Genomic DNA, 22075 nt, shown 5'->3' with positions numbered 1-22075 from the left:
GGATGCGCCCGGGGATGGCAGACGGCCGTCTACCAGCGGCTCCGCGTGCCGTGACGCACCCGGCTGTCTGGTCGGTGCCGGCGATGGCGCTGCTGGTGCTCGTGGCCATGCCGTTCAACGACGCGTTCTACGGTTTCTGGGTCAACTACGACGCGCAGGGTGACGCACAGCAGGACGAGCTGCTCCACACCACGCGCATCTTCCAGTACACCTCCGGCGTCCTCTGCGGACAAGTGTTGGCGCTGCTGGCCGGGGCCGCCCTTGCCAGCCGCAACACACAGGCGAGGGCGCTGGTCGTGGCGGTCCCGCTCGCGCTGCTCCTGGCCGGCGTGGCCGTCGCGGTCGCCTACCCGCTCGCCCGCGCACGCGAGGGCGTCTACTTCACGACCCCGGCACTCGATGACCCGATCCTGGTGCGGGTCCTCCTGTTCGAGCTGGCCGCCTTCCCGCTCTATGCCGCTGCCGGCGTCGGTCTCGGCGCGCTGCTTCTGGGGCACCTGCGGCGAGCCGCGACGCGCTGGCCGCTCGTGTTCCTGCTCCTGCTGGGCTGGTTCGCCGCCACCCTGGTCGGGCTGCTGCAGGACGACCGGTTCGCCGCGCCGTACGCGCTGTTGTGGGCCGTCCCACCGATCGCGGCCGGCACGGCGATCGCGCTGGCCGGACTGTCGACGGATGTCTGGGCCGTACCGCCCGTGCCGGTGGGTGACTGGGGGCGCGGCAGCAGCGCCGCCCTGCTGGTGAGCGCCGCCGCTTACGCCCTGGGGTTGAACCTGCTGGCCCGCTGGGCCGGTCGCCGGGTCCCCGCCCGACGAAGAGGTGACCGTGGTCGCCCTCGGCGACGAGACCGGTGAGTGGGCGGCGCACCGGACCGGCGGCCATCAGTGAGGCACGTGAGCGATAGCGGGACGGCTCCCTCGTCACGTGAGGCCCGGTACCGGCAGCCAGACTGGACACAACCGGGCGGACGCTGGATCGCTGGTGCGGGGAGGTCAGACTCGCGAGCGAGGCGTGGATTGCTCGGCTCGAACCTTGCCCATGCGCCCCGCTCTGGTCGCAGCACCGTTCGAGTCAGGCCGGGCTGCGGAGAGCCCCGCTGATGTTGAGCGGGCTCACAAAGTGGCCGGCCAGGCCCCGAACGTGTGGACGCTAAGCCTGAGGGGTCCAAGTTTGATATGGCCAGGTGCCGGCGGCACGGGCCCGGTCCACCAGCTCGGGTGCCTGGGCGGTGACCTCGATGACGAGCTGTCCTGCATATCCGGCCATCGCTTCCGGGTACGTCCGTAGGGCAACCAGCAGCCGCCCGACTGCGCTGAGACGTTCGACGGCGACTCGCCAGTCCTGACGGTCGACGGCGAGGGCGGCGGTGAGCAGCAGTGTGTTCGCGTACTCCCAGGCTGCGCGCTGGTCCAGCACGGCCAGCTCATGACGGATGGCGTACGCATGTTCGGCCAAGGGCGCCGCGGTCGCCGTCTGCCGGCGTTCGAGCAGCGCGGCGGCGAGATTGTGCAGGGCCGTGCCGAGGATTCGACGCAGCCGTGGGTAGGCCGCGTCCGCGTCCGCGCAGCGGTCGATGACCTCGGACAGCAGCATGACCTGGTCTTCGTGACGTCCGGTGGCTTCCGCGACCACCGCGGCGTCGACCATGTGGGTGACCGCGTCGGCCAGCGCCTCCCGCTCGGTGGCGGTCCCGCGTAGCAGGCCCTCGTGCCGCCGGACGGCAACGACCACGGACAGCCAGGCAAGGTCCCAGGCGTCGTCGCAGTGGCCGATCCGGTGCCGGAGCATCGCCCGCTGGTAGAGGGCGGCGGACCAGAGGCGCCGGACGTCCCGCCGGGCCGGGTCCGACGTCGCCCCGTCGTACAGGCTCAACTCGTCGGCGAGCTCGGCGAGGACGCGGTCGGCCTCGATGATCTGGTCCGCGTCGGCCAGAGAGATTCCTTCATCGAGCCGGGCGGCACAATCGGCGATCACCGACGGGTCAGCGGGCGGGCGGTTGCCGGGTGCGGGGCCGGTCACCCGCGACTCCGCCGCCAGCCGCGCCGCGAACCCGCCGGCGGCAACGCCGGATGGTGAGGGCTGGGCCAGCAGATCCAGGTAGGAGCGGCGTATCCGCCATGCGCCCGAGTCGGGCACCACCAGGTTTTCCGGCGCGGCTTGTTGCAGCTGCGCCAGCGACGCCTCGATCCGCTCTCGTCGCTTCCGCGCTCCGTAGCCCTGGAACATCTGTTCCAGCGAGTACTGTTCGGTCAGCGCCACCCGCATCAGGTCCGGCCGCCCCAGAGTGCTGGCTATCCGCGCGAAGATTCCAAGGGCGTCCGCCAGGTCGATCACGGCGGCCGCCTCGCCGGTGTCGCGGGCGAGCCCACGCTGGAGGTCGACCATCTCGGCGGCCAACGGTCCCAGGACGGAGGGGTCCGTCTCGAGTCGCAGGGTGACCAGCCCAGTCAGTGCCGCGGTCCGAGCGCGGCGGGCGTCGAGGCCGTCGGCGGGCCGGGGCGCGACCAACCGCCACACCCGTTCGACGACATCGTGCCCGCGATCGACGAGCCCGCTGCCGGCCAGGATCTGGCCCGCCTGCACGGTGCGGACCACGGCGTCGGCATGCCAGTCCGGATCGGAGAGCAGATCGCCGGCGAGCGCGATGATCTCCTCGGCCTGTTCCCGCAGCTCAGTGACATCACCGCCATCGGCGAGTCGTTCCTGAGAGAGGTTCAGCGTGGCGCGGCCGAGAGCATGCAGCAGACGCCCCGGATCGCCGAGACCACGGGCAGCGGCAACGGCCCGCTCAACGGCCGCCCGGGTGTCCGGGCCGAGACCGGCCCGCGCGGTGATCTCGTCGGCGGCGCTGAGCAGGCGGTCAACCTCGGCAGGGGTACTCATCACACGTCTGGAGTCACACCGTCGGCAACGGCAGATGCCGGCTCACGCAATGCGCTGGTTCGATCACCGACACCTCTGGCCACCTCCAGTGCTGTACGACGAGTTGCCCTGACCAGCTGCGAAAAGCGCCATTCCCCCGAATCGGTGCCCGCACCAAGCACCGCGAGCAGCAGTCGACCGATCATGAAACCCGAGGCGCCGCCCGCCCCGGCGAGGCACGCCCCCGTGCAACAGCCGCGAGCCAGCACGTCGCGATCCGCTCTCACCCAACAGTGATGTGACACGCCGTGATGGCATGTCGCACTTCTACCAGGAGCCAGAGGAAAGATGAAGAAGCTCGATACGGTCTCGCGGATGCCATGAAGTTCCGCGAAGACGCCGATATAACGACATTCGACGCAATCGCAATGCCCATCCGCGCGTACGACGCGTTCGCAGGCGGGTCAGGCGCCCATTCCCAGAAACACTGCGTGCCGGTCCCCGCGCATCCGCTCATCGGCCATGAGCAGGCGTGCATCCCCGGGCGATGGCCCGAAGCCCCGAAGGTCGACGCCTTCGGCCCGCTACCAGGTGCGGCTGGAGTACTAAGCGCGGTTCAGCACCAGAACGCCTGACCCCGTGGTCGAGTTGCGATGATTTGCGGTCAACCGCGCGGCGCTCGGTCCGCAGGAGCGTCGCGACGTTGAGCTGCACGGCTCGGCGGCACGGGGATGGTGCCGTGAGTACGAGTCGTGGCCGCCGCAGCCGCAGCCTTGGATTTGCGGCGGTGGAGCGTGAGCGTCATGACCAGCACGACCAGTGCTCCGACGATCAGCCCGAGGATCGCGCTGGCCACCGTGTTGACGAGCCAGCCGACGAGCCCGCCGAGAACACCCGTGGCGTCGTGGGCGGCGACCTCCACGTGGTGCACGGCCTCGTACAGGAAGTGCAGGTTCAGCTCGTTCGTGCCCAGCAGCAGGATGTGCCCGCCCACCCACAGCATCGCCGCGGTGCCGACTACCGTCAGCACGGTGAGGACTACCGGCATCGCCCTCACCAGACCGCGGCCGAACGTGGCGACGGCGCCGGAACGTTGCGACAGGCGCAGCCCGGCGTCGTCCATCTTCACGATCAGGGCCACCACGCCGTACACCAGGACGGTTATGACGACGGCGACGACAGCCAGGATCGCCAGGCGGGACCAGAACGCCTCATCGATCACCTCGTTAAGGGTGATGACCATGATCTCCGCCGAGAGGATCAGGTCGGTTCGTACCGCCCCGGACACCAGTGTCGTCTCGTCCTGCACCTCTTCCTCGCCCGCGCGGTGGGCATCGTGATGGGCGATCTTGGCCCACACCTTCTCCGCGCCCTCGTAACAGAGGTAGGCGCCGCCGAGCATGAGGATCGGAGTGAGCAGCCAGGGCACGAACTGACTGAGCAGCAGCACCGCCGGCAGGATGATGAGGAACTTGTTGCGCAGCGACCCCAGGGCAATGCGCTTGATAATCGGCAACTCACGCTCGGCCGCCAGGCCCCGCACGTACTGCGGCGTGACGGCAGCATCGTCGACGACGACGCCCGCAGCCTTGGCGCCGGCCTTCGCGGCGCCCGCCCCGATGTCATCGATCGACGCGGCAGCGGCTCGGGCCAGCACCGCCACGTCATCCAACAGGGCTACGAGTCCACTGGCCAAGGGAGGGTCCTTCCAGGGTTGCGCGGAGTTCGAACTGGCCCATTCTTGCTCAGGTCCCTGTGCGCGCCACGCCACCGCCCGGTCGTATATCGGGCGGGAGCTCGCGGTGAGCGGCTATCGCGCTCAGCCGACGACCCGCCACCACCGCGCCCGGGTCATCACCTGGTGCCAGCTCAGGCCGAACCCGTCCGCCGCAGTCACCGTCAGCCAAGGTCGGCGTAGATGCGTTTCGGTCGCTGTCTGGTCGGCCGCGGATGCCTCTGATCGGCGGGATCTTGTCGACCAGGGGCAGTAGTTGGGCAACGTCGTGGAGGTTGCCGCCCGGGCAGGGACGCGGCGGGTGGGATGCCGCCCCCGTCGGTGATGACGTGGTGTTTCGAGCCTGGCTTGCGGCGGTCGACCGGGCTCGGGCCTGTTTTGGCCGCCCTCGGCAGACAGCGACTGAAGCGACAATCCAGCTGCTGAGCAGCCTCGCAACCTGGCGACACGGCTCCTTGAACGTGATACGCGCGCTAGCTCGGCAGGAACGAGCTCCCAGCTCCATCTCCGCCCTCTAGCTGGTGGAGCGCTCGCTCTGCACTGCCCTCATCTGCCGCCGTCGCGTGTTGGTAGCGCCTGGCATTGTGCGCTGTCATGCCGAGAACAGTGCACCTGATCATGACGGGAAGGGCCTTCGACCGGGTATCGGTGGTGCGGCTGCGTCGAGAACGGTGGCGGTCGGCCGTTGTCTTGCGGTCGGGTGGCGGCAGGGTCAGCGGCGGCCGTGTTCGATGCGGTGGCGGGCGCGGGAGCGGGCGGCGGCGGCCGGGGTCGAGCCGGTGGCGCGGGCTGTGCGCAGGATGTCGGCGAGGGTGTCGGCGATGCCCTGAACCCGGGCGGTGGCCTGGGCGGAGGTTTCCTGGTGCAGTTCGACGGCAGTGGCGTGGATGATGCCGCCTGCGCTGACGATGATGTCCGGTGCCCAGAGGATGTCGTGCTGGTGCAGCAGGTCGGCGGTGGCCGGGATGTCGAGTTGGTTGTTGGCCGGGCCGGCGATCGCGGCGCAGCGCAGTGTCGGCACTGCGTGCGGGGTGAGCAGACCGCCGAGGGCGGCGGGGACGAGGACGTCCACGTCGGCGGTCAGGCAGTCCTGCGGGCTGGTCCAGGCGGCACCCGCTGTGTCGGCGAGCATTCGTCTACCCTCGTCGATGTCGGCGGCCACCAGGGTCGCGCCGACGTCGGCGAGCATGCGCAGTACGTGGCCGCCGACGCGGCCGAGGCCGAGCACGGCGAAGCTGCGCGCGGACAGGTCGGCTGACCCGAATCGCTCGGCGCACAGGGCATGCAGCGCGGCGAGGACGCCGACGGCGGTGTGTCCGGAGGAGTCGCCGCTGCCACCGGCGTGCACCGGTCGGCAGAACGCATGCGGGGTCCGCTCGGCGATCGTGACCATGTCGTCCGGTCCGGTTCCCACGTCCGGTCCGGTGGCATAGGCGCCGTCCAACCCGGCGATCACGTCGCCCGCGTCATGCAGCACCGCCCGACGGGCGGCCGCGTCGAGTGTCCTGCCCGGGGGCAGGGCGACGACGGTCTTGCCGCCGCCGTTGGGCAGCCCGGCCAGCGCGCATTTGTCCGACATCGCGGCCGACAGCCGCAGCGCGTCGGTGAGCCCGTCACGCCAGTGCGGGTAGTGCGCGATCCGGCAGCCGCCGATGGCCTGACCGAGCGCGGTGGAGTGCACCGCGACAACGATCGGCAGGCCGGATCGTACGCCCCGCCTGATGACGACGTGTTCGTGCATGGACTCGGTGTCGAGGTGGGTCGCGACCATGATGGCTCCTGTCGTGCGCTCGCCGGAACGGGCTCGACAGTAGGCAGGTGGTTGGCGCCGACCAGCTCAAAGCGAACATCGTTCGGAGAAGATGACAAGATCCCGGTCGTGGACGAACTTGATACGGCGATCATCGAGCACCTGCAGACACATGCGCGGCAGACCAACCGCGAACTGGCCCGCGCGGTCGGCATCGCGCCGTCCACCTGCCTAGAACGCGTGCGCGCACTGCGGGAACGCGGCGTGATCACCGGCTATCACGCCGAGATCAGCCTGGCCGCCCTCAACCGCGGCGTACAAGCATTGCTGCACGTGCAGGTCCGGCCCCTGAGCCGCACCGTCATCGACGGCTTCAAGAAATATGCGATGGAGCTGCCCGAGGTGCTGTCGGTGTACGTCGTGGCCGGCGGCGACGACTTCCTCGTCCACGTCGCCGTCCCCAGCGTCGACAGCCTGCACTCCTTCCTCATGGACAAGTTCAGCGGACGCCGCGAGATCGTCGGGTTCCGCAGCTCCGTCATCTACCAACACGCCCGAAAACAGGTCATCGAACCACTCGACCCATAACGCACGGCCACAGAGTCGGGGACAGTGCGCACATCTACCGCCGACCAGGCGCGGCGCGGTCGCCAGGACCGCTTGATCAGGTGCGCGTTCATGCCGCTGACACTGCGCGGCGATCGCGATGCGGCGGGCGGCTCTGGCCGAGGGGCAGGCCGCGGCGGTAACACCTACGTTCAGCCGGAAGCCGACCACTCGTGGACCGGTCGCGGTAGCCGCCGAGAATGTGACCACCTGCACCGCGCGGGCCCGGTATCCCCATGCGTCAACCGGCGGCAACGGCATCCCGGGCAGCATCCCGCCCACAATCCGCAGTGGATGGCAGTCGAGGCCGTGGCCGGATTCGAACCGGCGTACGCGGTTTTGCAGACCGCTCCCTGACCACTCGGGCACACGACCAAGGCGCCCACGGAAGGACTCGAACCTCCGACTTGGGCATGGTGCGGGTGGAGGGACTCGAACCCTCTGAGCGCGAACGCAACGGCTTTACAGGCCGCCCCACCTCTCCGTCGGTGGCGCACCCACTGGGGTGACTGGCCGGTACTGACCCGGCACCTCCGGGGCCACAACCCGGTGCTCTGCCATTGAGCTACAGCCACAACTTCGGCCCGAAGGCCAGTGCCCGCGGAAGGTGTCGAACCTCCAGCCCTCTGGGTGCGGACCAGGTGCTCTCCCGTTGAGCTACGCGGGCATAAGCGGAAGGGGTGGGATTCGAAACCCACGAGGAAGCTTCCGCCCCCTACGCCGTTTCCAACGGCGTCCCCGTGACCGCCGGGAGCCCTCCATTGCTCCCCCGCCTGGACTCGAACCAAGATCAGCCGATTAACAGTCGGCCGCTCTGCCCTTGAGCTACGAGGGAATGGACGCGCGTGCGGGACTCGAACCCGCTCCATCGCCTTGAAAGGGCGAGGGCCTACCCATAACCGAACGCGCGTCTGTGTGCCGCGAGCTGGGATCGAACCAGCGCCCTACGCCTTGTCGAGGCGTTGCTCTCCCGCTGAGCTACCGCGGCGGGAGCGGGGGCAGGATTCCGGATCGCGTGTTTGATCGGGACCCGGCGCAGCGGTCCCAGGTCGGCGTTGAGGACGAGAACGACGTCCACCGGGCCCTCCTTTCTGTCGTGGCCGGTGATCTGTGCGAGCGGACGACGGGGATCGAACCCGCGACCTGCACCTTGGCAAGGTGCCGCGCTACCAACTGCGCTACGTCCGCATGGAGCCGTCGGCCGGGATCGAACGGCGGCCTGCGCCCTACGAAGGCGCTGCTCTACCAACTGAGCTACGACGGCGTGAGTGCCCCGAGCGGGATTCGAACCCGCACTGCGCGCGGTTTGAAGGCGCTGCCTCCTACCAGTTGGGCTACCGAGGCGTGATCCGCAGAGAGCGGTGGCGACGAGTTGATGATCTCGTCAAGTTCCACGCGCTCAACTGATGCCGTGAGCACCCGGGAATGGCTGAGCGGTCGGCGGGCACCGACCCCGCTTCTTCGGTTTGGAAGACCGACGTGTCCGCCGAGTTCACCACGACCGCATGGCATTTTGTGCGTAGGCCGTACGGGGCTCGAACCCGTAACCTCCTGGCTGAGAACCAGGTGAGCTGCCAGCTTGCTCCAACGGCCCATGGATCTGGCGGGGATCGCGGGCCGCTCGCCAGGAATCCGCCTACGCGCCCTCCCTGGCTTGAATGGAGTCCTCGGTCCGGGACCGGGGTGTCGAACCCCGTCTCTCTCGCTCCCAAGGCGAGCGGGTCGGCCGTCTCCCTCGTCCCGGAGGTGAAGCCCCCGGCCGGCCCGTGCAGGCACCGGCCGGGGTCTTGTTATGCCATCCACTGTGGAGTTGAGAATCTGCAACGCCGCCGGCCGCAGTCGGGGCGAGAAGCAGGGGCGACAGGACTCGAACCTGCAACCTTCGGTTTTGGAGACCGATGCTCTACCAGTTGAGCTACGCTCCTATGGAGCTGGTCGGATAACGAAAAAGCCGCCCTATCCCTGGCGGGGGGGCGGCTTCGCGTATGCGTCTGCGCTATTCCCGCCGCCACCCCGGCTTCCAGTTCTGCTCGCTCGCACAGTGGTCGTGGGCTCGCCCGATCGAGGGCAGCACGGCACCGCCGCGCGGCATGAACCGCGTGGTTTCGGTGGAGGCGTACCGCGACACGGGGAGCTCCTCGGGTTGATCGGATGACCTTGCTTAATTCAAGGTAAGGGCGACGTCCACGGTTGGCAATGGATATTCCGAAGCCACATTCATGTAGCTCGGAGCGGCGGCTCAGTCCTTGAGGTGGACACCGGCGGCGGACGCCGTGTACGCGACCGGCAACATCGCCGAAAGCCCGGGCAGAACGTCAGCGCGCCGATTGGCACCAGCACGCGCCATTCCAAGAGGAGACCAGCACCCCTGCCCGCTGCAGCGAAGAGCAGATCGCGCCTACACCTCCCGTGCGAATCGCGCCGGGCAGCGCGGAACAGGCGTATCGACGGACACTTGTGTCATGGACCTCACCCCGGATCTCGACACGCCCAGCCCTGCGCGGGTCTACGACTACTTCCTCGGCGGGTCGCACAACTTCGCCGCGGACCGTGCGCTGGCAGCCCGCATGGAGAAGGCCATGCCCGACATCGGGCACATCATGCGGGCCAACCGCGCGTTCCTGCGTCGCGCGGTCCGCGCGCTCGTCGACGCAGGCATCCGGCAGTTCCTCGACCTCGGCTCCGGCATCCCCACGGCGGGCAACGTGCACGAGGTCGCCGGCCGCGTCGCCCCGGACACCGTTGTCGCGTACGTCGACATCGACCCCGTGGCGTTCAACCACAGCCGACGCCTCCTGGCCGACGACCCGCGGACCGTGGTGCTGCACGCCGACCTCACCCAGCCGGACGCTGTGCTCGGCGACCCGACGCTGCGCGACGTGCTCGACTTCGAACGGCCGGTCGCGGTGCTGCTGGTGGGGGTGCTGCACCAGCTCACGACCGACCCGGCCCCGATCATCGCCCGCTACCGCGACCGGCTCGCCCCGGGCAGCTACCTCGCCCTGTCGCACGCCTCCTCCGACGAGCGTGCCGACGCGCTGGCCCTACGCGACACCTACAACCAGGGGTACGCCAACACCGCCCGGATGACCCTGCGCAGCAGGCCGGAGATCGAACGGCTCTTCACCGGCTACACGCTCGTTGCGCCGGGCCTGGTGCAGCTGCCCGAGTGGCGGCCCGACTGGCCGGTGGACCCGGACGAGGACCCGCGCCGCTTCGCCACATACTGCGGGGTGGGCCGGCTCGGCTGACCAGCTGCGTCGACGGCCGCGAGCGGACCCCGCAACGGGCCGCCCGCCGCCGTGGCGCATCTGCCACTGCGAGGGACCAGCCCTCCCTGCCCCAAGGGGCGCCTACACGGGAATGAGCCAGCCCGTCGCGGTCGCGCTCTTGGAGGCACAACACCGGTACCGGTGATGCCCGATGGTTCCGCCGGGCGTGTCCTACGCCCGGCGGAACCGCAGTAGTTATCCGAGGACGAATCGGAAGAAGCGGGGGCGGTAGATGCCCGGATCGCGGTAGTGGTCCGCGTCCGGGGAGACGCGGGTGTCCATGCTGTTGACGTTGTAGGAGGCGATGAAGGTGTCACCGGAGCTGAGCGCGGGGTGCACGTGGGCGTTGTAGGAGATGACGTCGGGGTTCCAGTAGCTGCCGTAGGGGCCGGGTTCCGGCATGCGGTAGACCGGGGTCTTCTGGGTGAAGGGGCCGTACGGTGAGCAGGACGTCCAGGCGTTGATCTGTCCGCTGAACGCCTCGGTGCTGTCCTGGCTGAGGAGGAGGAACTGTCCGCCCCAGGGGGTGATGCTGTATTCGTTGGCGATGCCGGTCAGCAGGTTGCGGGAGTTCTGCTCGCGGAGCGTCCAACCCCACGGCGTGTGGTACTGCCAGGTGCCGTTGGCGAGGTCGCTGCCGTACACCCGGGCGATGCGCATCTGCTTGTTGATCGGGGAGTCGTCGACGCCGTAGACGTAGGTGTAGCCGTCGCCGCTGCGGCTGGCCGGCAGCAGCCCCGAGCCCCAGGCGACCCCGCTGGCAGAGGGCAACTCCCGGACGCTGACCGGGGTCCGCAGGTTCGACAGGGCGAAGTTGGCGACGACGTTGCGGTTGAACCGCCAGTCCCAGGCGCCGGAGCCGAAACGCTCGTACTCCTGGTACACCACTTGAAGTTGTCCGCCCGAGAGATGGCCGTCACCGACCCAGTACCACTTTCCGGGCCCGGACGGCGGCATCAACGCCCGAGGCGCCCCGGCGGTGCCGCCCTGGTAGGTGGTGAAGCTGCCGCCGTTCTGCACGACGAAGGTGTTGTTGACCAGGGGGGCGCTCACCGGGCGGGTGCCGTCGCTGTTGAGCGGGCCCATCCAGGTGTCGGAGAACAGCCAGACGATCCGGCCGTCGGGCAGCTTCACCGAGTACGTGGAGTCGCCACCGGTCCAGCCGTCCGGCGTGCTGGCGGCGTACCTGTTGAACGCGCCCTCCGGCTCGACCGTGGTCTCGACGCTGCGCACCGAGAGCGGGCGCAGTGCGCACGAGCGGGCGGTGAGTGGCAGCACGCTCTCCACATTCGTGGTGAACGTCTTCGGGCTGCTGTCCGCGTCGGCGGAGTGGATGTCCAGTTCGGTCCAGGTGGTCACCAGAGTGGCCACCATGGGGTACGCGAAGTCCGGCACCGTGATCAGTCCACCCGCGTCGGGATGGCGCACGGTGTGGATGCTCGGGTACTTCGCCAGCGTGCCGGTGCTTCCCGTCGGCGACCAGACGACGACGGCAGATCTGCGGTTGGCGTCCCTGGTGGTGTCCACCATCAGTGTCGAGCAGTATCCGCAGCTCGCGTCGCCGGAGTTCTTGACCGCGCGGAAGTCGTGGTAGACAGCACCGCCCTTACGCGGGATGTCCTGGTACTCCGCCTGGGCGCCGGCGGGCGTCGAGTGACTCTTGCGGGCTGGTCTGGCACCCCCGAGGGTGTCGCCGCTCGTCCCGCTCGCGCCGGTGAGGTTGCCGCGCCACAGGCTCGCGTCGGAGTCGGCGTAGCCGTAGATGCGCCAGGCGTCCACGGTCGGGGCGGGCGCGGCGTTCGCCTTGGCCAGTCGATAGTTGGCGATGTGGTAGTTGAGGAGCATGTCCGCGAAGTTCAGGCCGTAGCCCTCAGCGGTGTGCCGGATCGCCTCGATCGGCAGATGGTCGTGGTCCCGGATGCTCTCCCACGTGCGTCGCACGAAGGAGGCATCGACCTGCTCGGTGAGGTAGGTCGGCAGCAGGAATGCGCCATACTGCGGACCGCCGCCCAGCCCGCCCCAGGAGTTGAGTGCCGCCCCGGGCTTGCTGAGCACGTCGTAGACGTTGCGGGCGTACAGCTTCTCCTCGCCGGGGATGGGCACGTACGGCGTCCGGGCGTAGGTCTGGCGGGTCGCCCACTCCGCGGTGGCCTCCATCCACCAGTTCATCGAGCCGAACTCCTTGCCGCCCACGAAGAGGGCCAGGTAGTCCAGGCCGACGTCGGACCGATCCCAGTACTGGTACTGCATGACGTGGAACAGCTCATGCCGCGGCAGGTAGTCCCAGTCGTCCTGCCCGTTGGGCACCAGCATGGTCGCCTGCTGGTTCAAGCCGAACGGCAGGACGAACGGCGCGTCGATCGGCAGGCCGGCCCCGCCGACGAGCGGAATCTCGTCGACGCCGTAGACCAGGACCCAGGGCTTGCCGTCCCGCACGGGCAGCGGGTAGCCCATCTCGCGATACTCGTCGACGGCGATCGAGAGCGCGTTCAGCAGATGCTGCACCGCCTTCGCCCGGCCGTTCGGGTTGGCGTCCGCCGGGATGCCCGGTCTGCCTCCACCGGCGATGTTGTAGAGGACGAGGAACTCCCCGGCCGACGCCCGGCAGCGATAGGTGACCCCGAGGTAGTCGTACGGTTCGGCGGCGCAGTCGTCGTAGCCGGCGGCCGTGGCGGCGCCGGCAGGCGCCGCGACATCTGGCGCGATCGTCCGCGCCGCCTCCGGGTCGGCGCTCGCCGCCAACATCGACAGGTATGTCAGATATCGCTGCGGGTCGTGGATGGCCCCGGTCGGCCGAAGGTGCGCCGGCACCGACCGGGGCGAGCGCACCGCGCCCAGGCCATACCGCACTGCGTCGTCGCGGGAGAGCTTCCCCCGGTGGTACGCCGAGAGCACGCGTTCCCCGGGGCCGAAGTCGGGCGGGGCGGCCGTCCTGCCGGTGGCGGTGCTGAGCGGCGCCTCCTTGAACGGCGTCGGTTGCGGGACCGGCGGGGCGGCGACTCGCGGTTCGGTGTGCGGCGGCGCGACGGCTCCCACGGCGGCTGGCGCCGCGGCCGAATCGGGCGCAGCCTGCGCGGCGCCACTGGTCAACACGGCCGCTGCCAGCACAACTGTCGCGCTGAGCAGGGCCAGGGGGTCTCTCATCGCACTCCCTCTATTGGATGACCGGCCGGTGCCGAGGTCGTCCGACACGGTGTCCACCGGTCTTCGAAGCCCGCCACGTCACGGGCGACTGCCTCTCCCCCAAGGCCGTCGCCCAGTCGATGCGTCGCTCGTCGCCCCCGGATAAGCGCACCGGACTCTGCGCACCCTTCGTCGTTCGCGGCCACCCCGTGCTGGCCGCGCCGCGAAGCGCACGCTCGTACCGCCCGCTCCCTGTCAGCGGACTCGACCATAATCAGGGCCGGCGCATGCAGCGATCTTGCAAAATGCTTGCAGAGGAGCCGCGCCGGCCCGCACACGCAGCGACGGCAGGGAAGTGCACATGGAGTTTCGGGTCCTCGGGCCGGTGGAGATCTGGTCCGAGGGTGTCCGCGTCGCCATCGGAGGACGACAGCCCCGGTTGCTCCTGGCGGTGCTCGTCCTGGAGGCCGATCGACCGGTACCCGCGGACCGGCTCATCGACCTGATCTGGGCGCAGGCGCCCCCACCAAGCGCACGAGCGACGGTGCAGGCCATGGTCTCGCGCCTACGGGCCACCTTCCGGCAGATCGGTGCATCCGCGCAGCTGCTGAGCGAGCGCGGCGCCTACCAGCTGCACACCGATCCGGCGACCGTCGACGCACACCGCTTCTCCGCCCTCGTCCAGCAGGCCGCAGGCTCTTCCGACGATCTCACCACCGTGGAGTTGCTGGACCAGGCGTTGGACCTGTGGCGAGGTGAGCCACTGCTCGACGTCGTCGACGATTCCGGACGCCAACTGCTCTGTTCGGGTCTCATCGAGGCCCGTTGGACGGCTGCGGAGGACCGGGCGGACGCGCTGCTGCGGCTGGGTCGCACGAGGAGAGTGGTGCGCGAGGTGTCCGACCAGGTGGCCGGACAGCCCTATCGGCATCGCCTCGTCGGTCAGCTCATGACAGCCCTGTATCTCGAAGGCCAGGCCGATCGAGCATCGGAGGTCTATCGCAATCTCCGCACCCGGCTCCACGACGATCTCGGCCTGGAACCGTCACGGGAGCTCAGCCGCCTGCACCGGCTCATCCTCAGGGGTGATCCGGTTCTGCCCGCGGAACGCGACGACGCACTGTCGAGCGTCCCGCGCCGTCCGGAAGAGCTGCCACAGGACGTACCAGGTTTCATCGGCAGAACTGACGAGATGGCCCGTCTCGACCAGCTGTCGGGCGGATCCAGCGCCACGACGGTCTGGGTTCTCAGCGGAATCCCCGGAGTCGGAAAGACGGCGCTGGCGGTGCGCTGGGCGCACCGGGTACGTGACGCCTTCCCCGACGGTCAGATGTTCATCGACCTGCGCGGCTTCGACGTCGAGCGCCCACCCGTCACACCGTCCGCCGCGCTCGGACAACTACTTGGTGGGCTTGGTGTCGACCCCCGCGTCGTTCCGGACGATCAGGACGGCAGGGTCTCGCTGTTCCGCTCGACGATGACCGGCCGCAGGATTTTGCTGGTGCTGGACAATGCTCGTGACGCTGACCAGGTGATACCGCTGATCCCGCCCAGCGGCACCGTTCTGATCACCAGCCGTCGTCGGCTCGGTGAGCTGGTCGTCCGGGCCGGCGCCCGATCTCTGCTGCTGGGCGTGCTCAACCCGACGGACTCCGTACGGCTGCTGGCGGCGATGCTCGGGGACGAGGCCGTTCGGGTCGAGGCCGACGCCGCGGCTCGCCTCGCCCACCTCTGCGGGCACCTGCCACTGGCACTGCGGATAGCGGCAGCGAACCTGCAGACGAGCGGCCATCCCCATATCGCCGGACTGGCCGAGGAACTCGACGAGGGCGGTCCTCTCACCAGCCTGACCGTCGACGGTGCCGACGAGGGCGCGGTCACGAAGGCCTTCGCGACGTCGTATCGGGCCCTGCCCACCGCTCAGCAACGAATGTTCCGTCACGTCGGGCTGGTCCCCGGTGGCAGCTTCACCGCCCACGTCGCCGCCGCGCTCGAGGGGGTCGCGCCCCCCATCGCGACGAGAACACTCCGCGCCCTCGCGTCCGCACACCTGATCGAGCATCAGGGCGGCGACAGATACCGGTTTCACGACCTGCTCCGCCAGTACGCCGTGGACCGGCTCCTCACGGAGGACGACGACGCCACCCGTCACGACGCCCGGCAGCGTCTGCTTGAGCACTATCGCAGCAGGGCCGACGCCGCCGGACGTCAGCTCATCCCCCACTTCCTCAGGCTCCCCGGGCCGGTCCCGCAACAATCGTTTCCCGATGCCGACGAGGCGTCGGCATGGCTGGACGCAGAGGCAGCCAATGTCATCGCGGCGATCAACCACGCCGCCGACCACGGGCATGCACGCTTTGTCTGGCAGCTCGCCGACGCCCTACGCGCCTGGTTCCACCAGCGTGGACGCCGCGCCGAGTGGCTGTCCGCAGCCACCGGAGGGCTGGCCGCCGCGCAGGCCGCGAACGACCTGACAGCCCAGGCCAGCATGCACCTGAGCATCGCCCTCGCCCACGTCACCGCCGGCCGATACGAGGAAGCCCGCCATCACCTCCTCGACGGCCTCCGCATCAACGCCCATGACCGGTGGCCGGAGGGACGCACGGCCCTGTTGAACAATCTCAGCGCGGTGCACCAGCGCCTCGGCAACCCCCGAGCCGCAATCGACTGCGCCCAACGTTCCCTGGAGCTCAACCGGCAATACCGCAACGAGGGCGGCGAGGCCATGTCCCTCGCCAACCTCGGCTTCGCACACTGGCAGCTCGGCGCGCTGTCACAGGCGGACCAGCACATCCGGGACGCACTAGCCTGCGCGGAACGGAGCGGCTCACGGTACAACGAAGCGGTACTTCTGGTTGACCTCGCGGGCATCCGCCGCGACCGTGGAGACCGGGAAGCCGCCGAGGAGTTGTACGACCGGGCGCTGGTCGCCAACCGCGATCTGGGCTATCGGTACGGCGAGGCGACGGCGCTCAGCGGACGTGCGTTGTTGTGGTCGATGACCAACCGCGCACCACGCGCCTGCGCCGACGCGCGACATGCAGTGGCGTTGACGCAGGAGATCGGCGACGCCGGCACCGAGGCGTGGGCACGCGAGGCTTACGGCCGCGTGCTGCTGGCCGCTGAACGGCCGGCAGAGGCAGCCGAGGAACACCACCTGGCGCTCGACCTGGCCCGGCAGACCCGGTTCGTGTGGTGCGAGGCGAGCGCCCTGGTGGGGCTGGCGGCGGTGTACCTGGCCACCGAGCAGCCCGACGTCGCTCGCGAGCACGCCAAGGCCGCGCTGCGCATGGCGAACGAAGCCGGTTACCGGCTGATCGAGTCGCGCACGCTTGGACTGTTGAAGACGCTCGACGACTGAATGGTCTTGACCGGGCCCAAGTACGGCGGCGGCTAGTTCAACGGCCTCCGCAAGGGACAGGTCCTGCAACTGCCAGTGCGGCGCTGCGTGCGGTGCCGGCCGGCGACGCGCAGATCCCTCAGACGGCCTGCAGCCGCAGGCGTGATCACCATGAACCGCTGACGCCAGCCCCGCAGCCGCATCTCAACATCGATCACTCAGCCAACAAGTCCACCACCAGGACCCACCCAGGTATCCAACCGCTCACCTACGGACAGATAGCCGACCCAGGAAGGTTGCAACGGCTGCGGTACACGTGAGGCCCAGCACTCGCACCTGGGACTCGGCGTGCGCCAACGTCTTCAGTGGCTCCGCCTGCCGATCGGCGCTGTGCGTGGTAGCTAGGGGGGCATGGGTGCATCAATGGAGGAAGGCCCGGTGCTGTTCCGGTCGCTGCCCCACCGGACGGTGGATCGGTCGCCGCGTACGCGATTCTGTTGAGCGACCTTCTCCACCTTGTCGGTGCTGAACCTCCGGTGATCGAGCAACCGAATCTCCGCAAGTAGACGTACGGTGACGAGGGCGGCTGCCAGGTACAGGTAGAAGTCTGCGATCTTTGTGTCGCGGTCGGTGCAACGCCGCCGGTACGGCGCCGGGCACCCCGCCGACCACGTCCGGCACGTCATCGGCGACGGCCTTCTTGCTGCTGTGCATCCCCGGCTCGCCGAACCGGGCCGCGGAACTGCGCGCCCGGTGATGCAGCCGCTCTCCGCCGGCGGTCCCCGGTGGACAGCCTCGAATACGCAAGGTGAAGGCAGTTGTCGCGGCATCCGTCGACGGTGCCGCGATCACCTGTGACGCGGATCACCCACCTCGCCCGTGCTCAGCCCTCGCAGGCCGGGGTGCGCTGCCTCGCAAGCAGTCACTTACCCACCCTGAGACCCCCGAGGACCGCCTGAAGGAGCACGCACGTACTCCTCCGAACAAGCGGCCCTCACTGAAGGCAGCGACGACCTGTGGGCAAGATCCACGGTCGATTTCAGGGCATAGCCGGAGGCCCGGACCGTGGCTACGGTGAGCCACATGCCAACACTGATATCGCCCACCACCAGCCTGTATGCCGCCTTTCAGGACTGCCGCGCCGACTGGGGACCCGGCCTACACGAGGACGGCTTCGGCATCGGCCCCGAAGACGACCTGGACTCGCCCGAAGGCTTCGCCGACTGGGTGCGGCGACGTGTCCGGCTCGACCACGGCGCCGGAGCGCCATGCCCCGACGAGCGGCATGCCTCCTGCCGGTGGATCGTCGAAGACGGGCAGGTGCTCGGGGCTATCGCAATGCGGCACTGGCAGGACGACGACCTGGGCCAGATCGGCTACGGCGTACGTCCCTCCGCGCGCCGCCGCGGCCTGGCGAGCTGGGCCCTGGGTGAGATGCTCCGTGAGGCCCGCACCGTGCTGGGTTTGCACCGGGTGCTCATTCCCTGCCTGGAGGACAACCTCGCCTCGGCTCGCACCATCGAGAGCCAGGGCGGCGTGTTCCAGGGCATCCTCGACACCGGGCATGTCCGGGTCCGCCGCTACTGGATCACGCTCAGCCGCTGACCGACTCACTGGCCGTCGAAGGTCAAGAAGAGCACGAGGCGGACCATTGCGCCGATGTGTATGACGAGCGCCGCGTCATGTCAGAGCTCGGTATCCGATGTGCGAGCCTGTGCCGCCTCGCGGCCAGTCGGAGCGCCCGTTGCGGATCGCCGTTCGCAGCGGCAGCGTCTGCCAACTGGGCCGGGAAGAGCTGCGCCCGTCCATCACCTTCGTCGCGTGCTCCCGGTCCGCTGGAGCGAGCGCTGTCGCCAGAAGTGCCCGCGCTGACCCGGGCCGGCGAACTCGACCGTGCGGAGTCGCTGGCGCAGCCGAGCACGACAGCCGAACCAAGTCCTGGAAGGACAACTCACGACTCGCACCCTGCAAGAAGTAGGCGAGGCCCTCGGGTGTCCTTCACAATTCTGGAAGGACTGTCAAACGGGCGGTTCACCCACGCCCCCGAATCTGCATCGAGCCGACCGTGATGATCATCATGACCCGGTCTGGTTTCCTCCATTCACTGTCCAGAAGTAGGCAGGACCAGGGGGTCGAGGTTCGCCTGCGCCCAGAGCTTCCTTGTTGAACTTGGCCGTCCCTACCAGCGGGCCGCCGGTGACCTGGTACTGGGTTCCGCCAGTTTGTTGATGCTGTTGGTGCAAAGATGCATGTCGTGGGAACCACGAAGACCGCTGCCCCTGCTGTCTCGCCGCTTGCCGGCGAGCCGATCAAGCGTGCCGATGCCGAACGGCTCGCGGGAGTGTTGAAGGCCGTCGCCGACCCGGCTCGGCTGCGACTGCTCAGTTTGATTCAGGCCGCTCCTGAGGGCGAGGCGTCCGTCAGTGACCTCACCGCGCCGCTCGGCCTCTCCCAGCCGACAGTCAGTCATCACCTTCGGATCCTCACTGAGGCTGGGCTGCTCGAGCGGGAGAAGCGTGGGGTCTGGGCCTATTACCGCCTGGTGCCGTCCGCGATCGCGGCGCTCGCCGAGCTGTTGACGCCGCCCCGCAAGCGAGCGACCAAAAAGACTCGCTGAGCGTCACGGGTTACGGCGGGGCGCCTGTCTGCAGGCGGTAGCGTTCGCTCTGGTCATGGCCGATTTGGCCGCGGCGGGCGGGGGTACCGGCCGCGGGAAGACCCGGTAGCCCTCGCTTCGACATACTCGCCGCTCGGCTCGTGCGGCCGGTTTGCTAATCACTTGGCCTGCATAGTGCTGCAGGCACGCACCGCTCCGTCACGGGAGTTGCGGCGGCATCCCGACCGCCTACCCGCGCTGGTGGGCTATGGGAGCGCGTATTACCGTCCGTACCGCCACTGGTCTTCTTCAAGGACGTCAGCATGCCGGGCTTGCTCCCACTCCCGCATGCTCGGGTGCCGGTCTCGGCAGTACCGCCGCTGCAGGTGATCGACGAACTGGGTCCGCTCGTCGTTCGTCAGCCGCAGTCCACGATCGTCGTTGTCCGCTTGCAATACGGCACCACCGTCGGGCTCAGCAGCCAGGGCTTCTTCCGACAGCCCTGGACCAAGAGCGATGCCGGCTACCGGAGGGGCGTCCTCCCCCGTTTCGCGGTCGGCATGCTCATGGCCCGCAAACTCACCGCGGCGGACAACCCCCACGATGCGATCTTCGCCTCCCGGCGAGGCACCTGACTCTCACCCGACAACGTCGGTTGCCGCACCGCGTAAACGGGGGGTTTTCGGGGGGCGGTTCAAATCTCCATCGAAGAAGTCAAAGCCCTGACCAGGGTTCCCGCTGGTCAGGGCTTTTTCTTTGTCGGGACGGCCGGATCCGAACCGACGGCCCCTTGACCCCAGGACGTCGCGGTAGGCGTCTGCGCACGTCAGCAACGGTGCTCCCGACGGCACGTCGTCGGCGGTTGCGCTGTCCGTGTCCGTCCGGGTTGGACGTGCGGTCCCCGTGTGGTCCCCGACCGAGGGTTGCTCGCCATTTGCCGGCTGCCATCGGGTTCAGGCCGCCGGACGGGAGATCCGGTGTCCCTCGGTGGTGCTGCGGTACCGGGCGCGGACTTCGACAAGCCCCACGTTGTCCGGCACGATGATCCGGCTTGGGCCACCCCATTTCACCCACAGGGCGACGACACCCTGGTTGGCTTCGTGGTGCAGCTTCTCGACCGACCACTGCTTACTGGCCCGGTCGATCTCGATCGCCACGCGCACTCCCGACGGATGGACGCCGAACACGTCGATTCGGCCTTGGCGTTCGGACGCCAGTCGGGGGTTCCAGGTGCCTTCTACGCGGTATTCGTGAGCGACCCGGAAGCCGCAGTGCGCGACCCACGCTGCGACTTCCTCGGTCACGAGCTCGGTGACCTCGCGCGCCGCCAGGTTCTCGAACGACAGCGGCGCGAGCCACTGGGTCAACGATGCGGTGGCATTCACCAGTCGGGCGCGTTTCGCCTTCTCGTCCATGCCGGATCTCCGTGGGTCGCTTACATAGACGGTAAGCGTTACCTCCGACAGCCTTGGTTTTTGACCTTGCTGTGTGACTTCGACGGGCCTTCCCGGTGGCGCAGGCTTCGCCCTGCCGGGCCGGGGCTGACCGGTCCAGTTGGAGCGCCCCACTGGACGTACGAGCTGGACCGGGCAGCCCCGGTCTGGCTGCCTGTGGTGCGTCGCCGGGTGACCGTCAGACGGTGCCGGGCCTTCCCGGAGCGCCCCGGTCCAGGGCGGGTAGCCCTGGCCGCCGGAGGCCACCCCCGAGTCGTAGGGCCGGAGGCCCTGCCCGCCGGAGGCGCGGGGCTTGCGACGACCAACCGGCGCGGCGGCAACCGGCGGGAGCGGCACGGCCTGGCCGACGCCACCCGGCAGAGCCGGCGGGGAACTGTGCGGGTACCTCGTGGCCGGCCTACCCGGCTGAGTGACGCGCCACCGTAGGAATCGACGCTTCGGCCAAAGCCCGGCATCTGCTGTACCTCGGCGGGTGCCGGGCTTCGTCATGCCCGCCGGAGGTCGCGCGCTGCCGGGGTCGCCGCGCCGTGGCCGCAGGCCCGAAGGCGCGGCGTGCCCCGAGCGGCGCGCAGCGGGCCGCTTGCGGCCCGCCTTGAAGACGTACAGAAAGTTCTCACCGGCAAAAATCTAGACAGACAAAATCTAGACAGAGCCCCGCTGGGGGCAGACATGCGCCACAACGCGGAATCCGCAGTAGATGGAACGGCGAAGGTCGAGCGGACAGCGCTTTGCGACAATCCGCCTACAGGATTCCATGAATGCCACGAACTACTGCGTCTACCGTTTTGGCCGCCGCGATGGCATCGCCTGAAGTCAGCGGAAGAAGCGTGAATGGGCTTGTCGGGTCTACGTCACAGGCGTGAACGATTTGGTTGCGGCGATAGACAATAAGCCCTAACGCCTCTGTAATCTTACCTGCTCCAGAACCGAACGCCTTGGACCACACCCGCTCTACGCCAACAGCCGACAGGCCTTGAGCTATACTGTCCGGCCTCTGAAACGTTTCCTTGGCAAGCCGCTGCGCCACATAGGAAATGGCAGTCAAGTGTAGGGTGGTTTTGTCTTTTGCGCCGATTAGCTCTGCTACTACATTAAACGGCAAGCCAATTCGAGCCGCAGAAGTGCCGGGACGGCTCCCGCATAGTATGTCGACGCTGTAGTCGAGCAGGACTCCATGAATGTAGGTGTCGAGTGCGGCCACCGCCTGCACGAGGGCAGATCTGTACATGTCTGTAGCGTCGAGGGCGCCAGCGGTCAAGCTTGCGACGGATTCGCCTAGTCCCACCAGTTCTGTCGCTCGACCTAAGTTGAATTCGAACTGTTGCAGCCTCTGCTGAAGC

12 protein-coding genes, 14 tRNA genes and 2 pseudogenes are annotated in these 22075 nt (G+C 68.7%); 7 read left to right on the top strand and 21 right to left on the bottom strand.

Annotated features, from left to right (window positions below):
• Positions 1–50: 50 nt before the first annotated feature.
• Positions 51–851, top strand: a complete 801-nt coding sequence (locus tag F8279_RS12485) for a hypothetical protein (RefSeq protein WP_151499997.1) — start codon at positions 51–53, stop codon at positions 849–851.
• Between the two features lie 295 nt (positions 852–1146).
• Here the strand turns inward: F8279_RS12485 and F8279_RS12480 are convergent, their stop codons facing one another.
• From F8279_RS12480 to F8279_RS12465, 4 genes and pseudogenes are all read right to left on the bottom strand, one after another.
• Positions 1147–2880, bottom strand: coding sequence for a hypothetical protein (locus tag F8279_RS12480; RefSeq protein WP_151499996.1), 1734 nt, complete (start codon positions 2878–2880; stop codon positions 1147–1149).
• 643 nt (positions 2881–3523) lie between these two features.
• A complete protein-coding gene (locus F8279_RS12475) occupies positions 3524–4555 on the bottom strand; it encodes a DUF808 domain-containing protein (RefSeq protein ID WP_151499995.1) in 1032 nt (343 codons plus the stop codon).
• Positions 4556–4767: 212 nt separating this feature from the next.
• Positions 4768–4974 (bottom strand): annotated as a pseudogene (locus F8279_RS30585) (transposase); the annotation flags it as partial.
• Positions 4975–5306: 332 nt separating this feature from the next.
• Positions 5307–6365, bottom strand: a complete 1059-nt coding sequence (locus F8279_RS12465; RefSeq protein ID WP_225853246.1) for a Glu/Leu/Phe/Val dehydrogenase dimerization domain-containing protein — start codon at positions 6363–6365, stop codon at positions 5307–5309.
• A gap of 108 nt (positions 6366–6473) precedes the next feature.
• Here F8279_RS12465 and F8279_RS12460 point away from each other — a divergent pair, with 108 nt between their 5' ends.
• Positions 6474–6932 carry an Lrp/AsnC family transcriptional regulator gene (locus F8279_RS12460; protein WP_091424898.1) on the top strand — a complete coding sequence of 153 codons (459 nt, stop codon included), beginning with the start codon at positions 6474–6476 and terminating at the stop codon, positions 6930–6932.
• A gap of 322 nt (positions 6933–7254) precedes the next feature.
• Here F8279_RS12460 and F8279_RS12455 read toward each other — a convergent pair.
• The 14 genes from F8279_RS12455 to F8279_RS12385 all read right to left on the bottom strand — a co-directional run bounded on the left by F8279_RS12455 (position 7255) and on the right by F8279_RS12385 (position 8875).
• Positions 7255–7325: transfer RNA gene (locus F8279_RS12455), tRNA-Cys, on the bottom strand.
• Positions 7326–7364: 39 nt separating this feature from the next.
• Positions 7365–7451 (bottom strand) — tRNA-Tyr (locus F8279_RS12450).
• A tRNA-His gene (locus tag F8279_RS12445) sits at positions 7452–7525 on the bottom strand.
• A 20-nt stretch (positions 7526–7545) separates the two neighbouring features.
• Positions 7546–7617, bottom strand: a tRNA-Ala gene (locus tag F8279_RS12440).
• 5 nt (positions 7618–7622) lie between these two features.
• Positions 7623–7710: transfer RNA gene (locus F8279_RS12435), tRNA-Ser, on the bottom strand.
• Positions 7711–7714: 4 nt separating this feature from the next.
• Positions 7715–7785 (bottom strand) — tRNA-Asn (locus F8279_RS12430).
• Position 7786: 1 nt separating this feature from the next.
• Positions 7787–7860, bottom strand: a tRNA-Glu gene (locus F8279_RS12425).
• Positions 7861–7866: 6 nt separating this feature from the next.
• Positions 7867–7938: transfer RNA gene (locus F8279_RS12420), tRNA-Val, on the bottom strand.
• 127 nt (positions 7939–8065) lie between these two features.
• A tRNA-Gly gene (locus F8279_RS12410) sits at positions 8066–8138 on the bottom strand.
• 1 nt (position 8139) lies between these two features.
• Positions 8140–8214, bottom strand: a tRNA-Thr gene (locus F8279_RS12405).
• Between the two features lie 5 nt (positions 8215–8219).
• A tRNA-Leu gene (locus tag F8279_RS12400) sits at positions 8220–8294 on the bottom strand.
• Between the two features lie 88 nt (positions 8295–8382).
• Positions 8383–8455, bottom strand: a tRNA-Gly gene (locus F8279_RS12395).
• A gap of 15 nt (positions 8456–8470) precedes the next feature.
• Positions 8471–8544: transfer RNA gene (locus F8279_RS12390), tRNA-Glu, on the bottom strand.
• Between the two features lie 258 nt (positions 8545–8802).
• Positions 8803–8875, bottom strand: a tRNA-Trp gene (locus tag F8279_RS12385).
• A gap of 537 nt (positions 8876–9412) precedes the next feature.
• Here F8279_RS12385 and F8279_RS12380 point away from each other — a divergent pair.
• Positions 9413–10201 (top strand): SAM-dependent methyltransferase, encoded by a 789-nt coding sequence (locus F8279_RS12380; protein WP_091424896.1) that lies wholly within the window; start codon positions 9413–9415, stop codon positions 10199–10201.
• Positions 10202–10417: 216 nt separating this feature from the next.
• Here F8279_RS12380 and F8279_RS12375 read toward each other — a convergent pair whose 3' ends face one another.
• Complete coding sequence (locus tag F8279_RS12375; protein ID WP_151499994.1) at positions 10418–13366, bottom strand: hypothetical protein; 2949 nt, start codon at positions 13364–13366, stop codon at positions 10418–10420.
• A 340-nt stretch (positions 13367–13706) separates the two neighbouring features.
• Here F8279_RS12375 and F8279_RS12370 point away from each other — a divergent pair, with 340 nt between their 5' ends.
• The 4 genes and pseudogenes from F8279_RS12370 to F8279_RS12350 all read left to right on the top strand — a co-directional run.
• Positions 13707–16706 carry a BTAD domain-containing putative transcriptional regulator gene (locus tag F8279_RS12370; RefSeq protein ID WP_151499993.1) on the top strand — a complete coding sequence of 1000 codons (3000 nt, stop codon included), beginning with the start codon at positions 13707–13709 and terminating at the stop codon, positions 16704–16706.
• A 1062-nt stretch (positions 16707–17768) separates the two neighbouring features.
• Positions 17769–18290: a GNAT family N-acetyltransferase gene (locus F8279_RS12360; RefSeq protein WP_151499991.1), complete on the top strand. Its 522-nt coding sequence runs from the start codon at positions 17769–17771 to the stop codon at positions 18288–18290.
• 640 nt (positions 18291–18930) lie between these two features.
• Complete coding sequence (locus tag F8279_RS12355; protein WP_091424893.1) at positions 18931–19302, top strand: helix-turn-helix transcriptional regulator; 372 nt, start codon at positions 18931–18933, stop codon at positions 19300–19302.
• Positions 19303–19763: 461 nt separating this feature from the next.
• Positions 19764–19913 (top strand): annotated as a pseudogene (locus tag F8279_RS12350) (site-specific integrase); the annotation flags it as partial.
• A gap of 321 nt (positions 19914–20234) precedes the next feature.
• Here F8279_RS12350 and F8279_RS12345 read toward each other — a convergent pair.
• Both F8279_RS12345 and F8279_RS12340 read right to left on the bottom strand, forming a co-directional pair.
• Positions 20235–20696 carry a hypothetical protein gene (locus F8279_RS12345; protein WP_151499990.1) on the bottom strand — a complete coding sequence of 154 codons (462 nt, stop codon included), beginning with the start codon at positions 20694–20696 and terminating at the stop codon, positions 20235–20237.
• A gap of 781 nt (positions 20697–21477) precedes the next feature.
• Entirely contained in the window at positions 21478–21936 is a 459-nt protein-coding gene (locus F8279_RS12340; protein WP_192580681.1) for a hypothetical protein, read from the bottom strand.
• Positions 21937–22075 lie beyond the last annotated feature (139 nt).

The organism is Micromonospora sp. AMSO1212t (assembly GCF_008868145.1).
GTDB classification, from domain to species: Bacteria; Actinomycetota; Actinomycetes; order Mycobacteriales; family Micromonosporaceae; genus Micromonospora; species Micromonospora tulbaghiae.
Note: the sequence above shows the minus strand (reverse complement) of the source record. Positions and strands in the feature narration are given on the sequence as shown.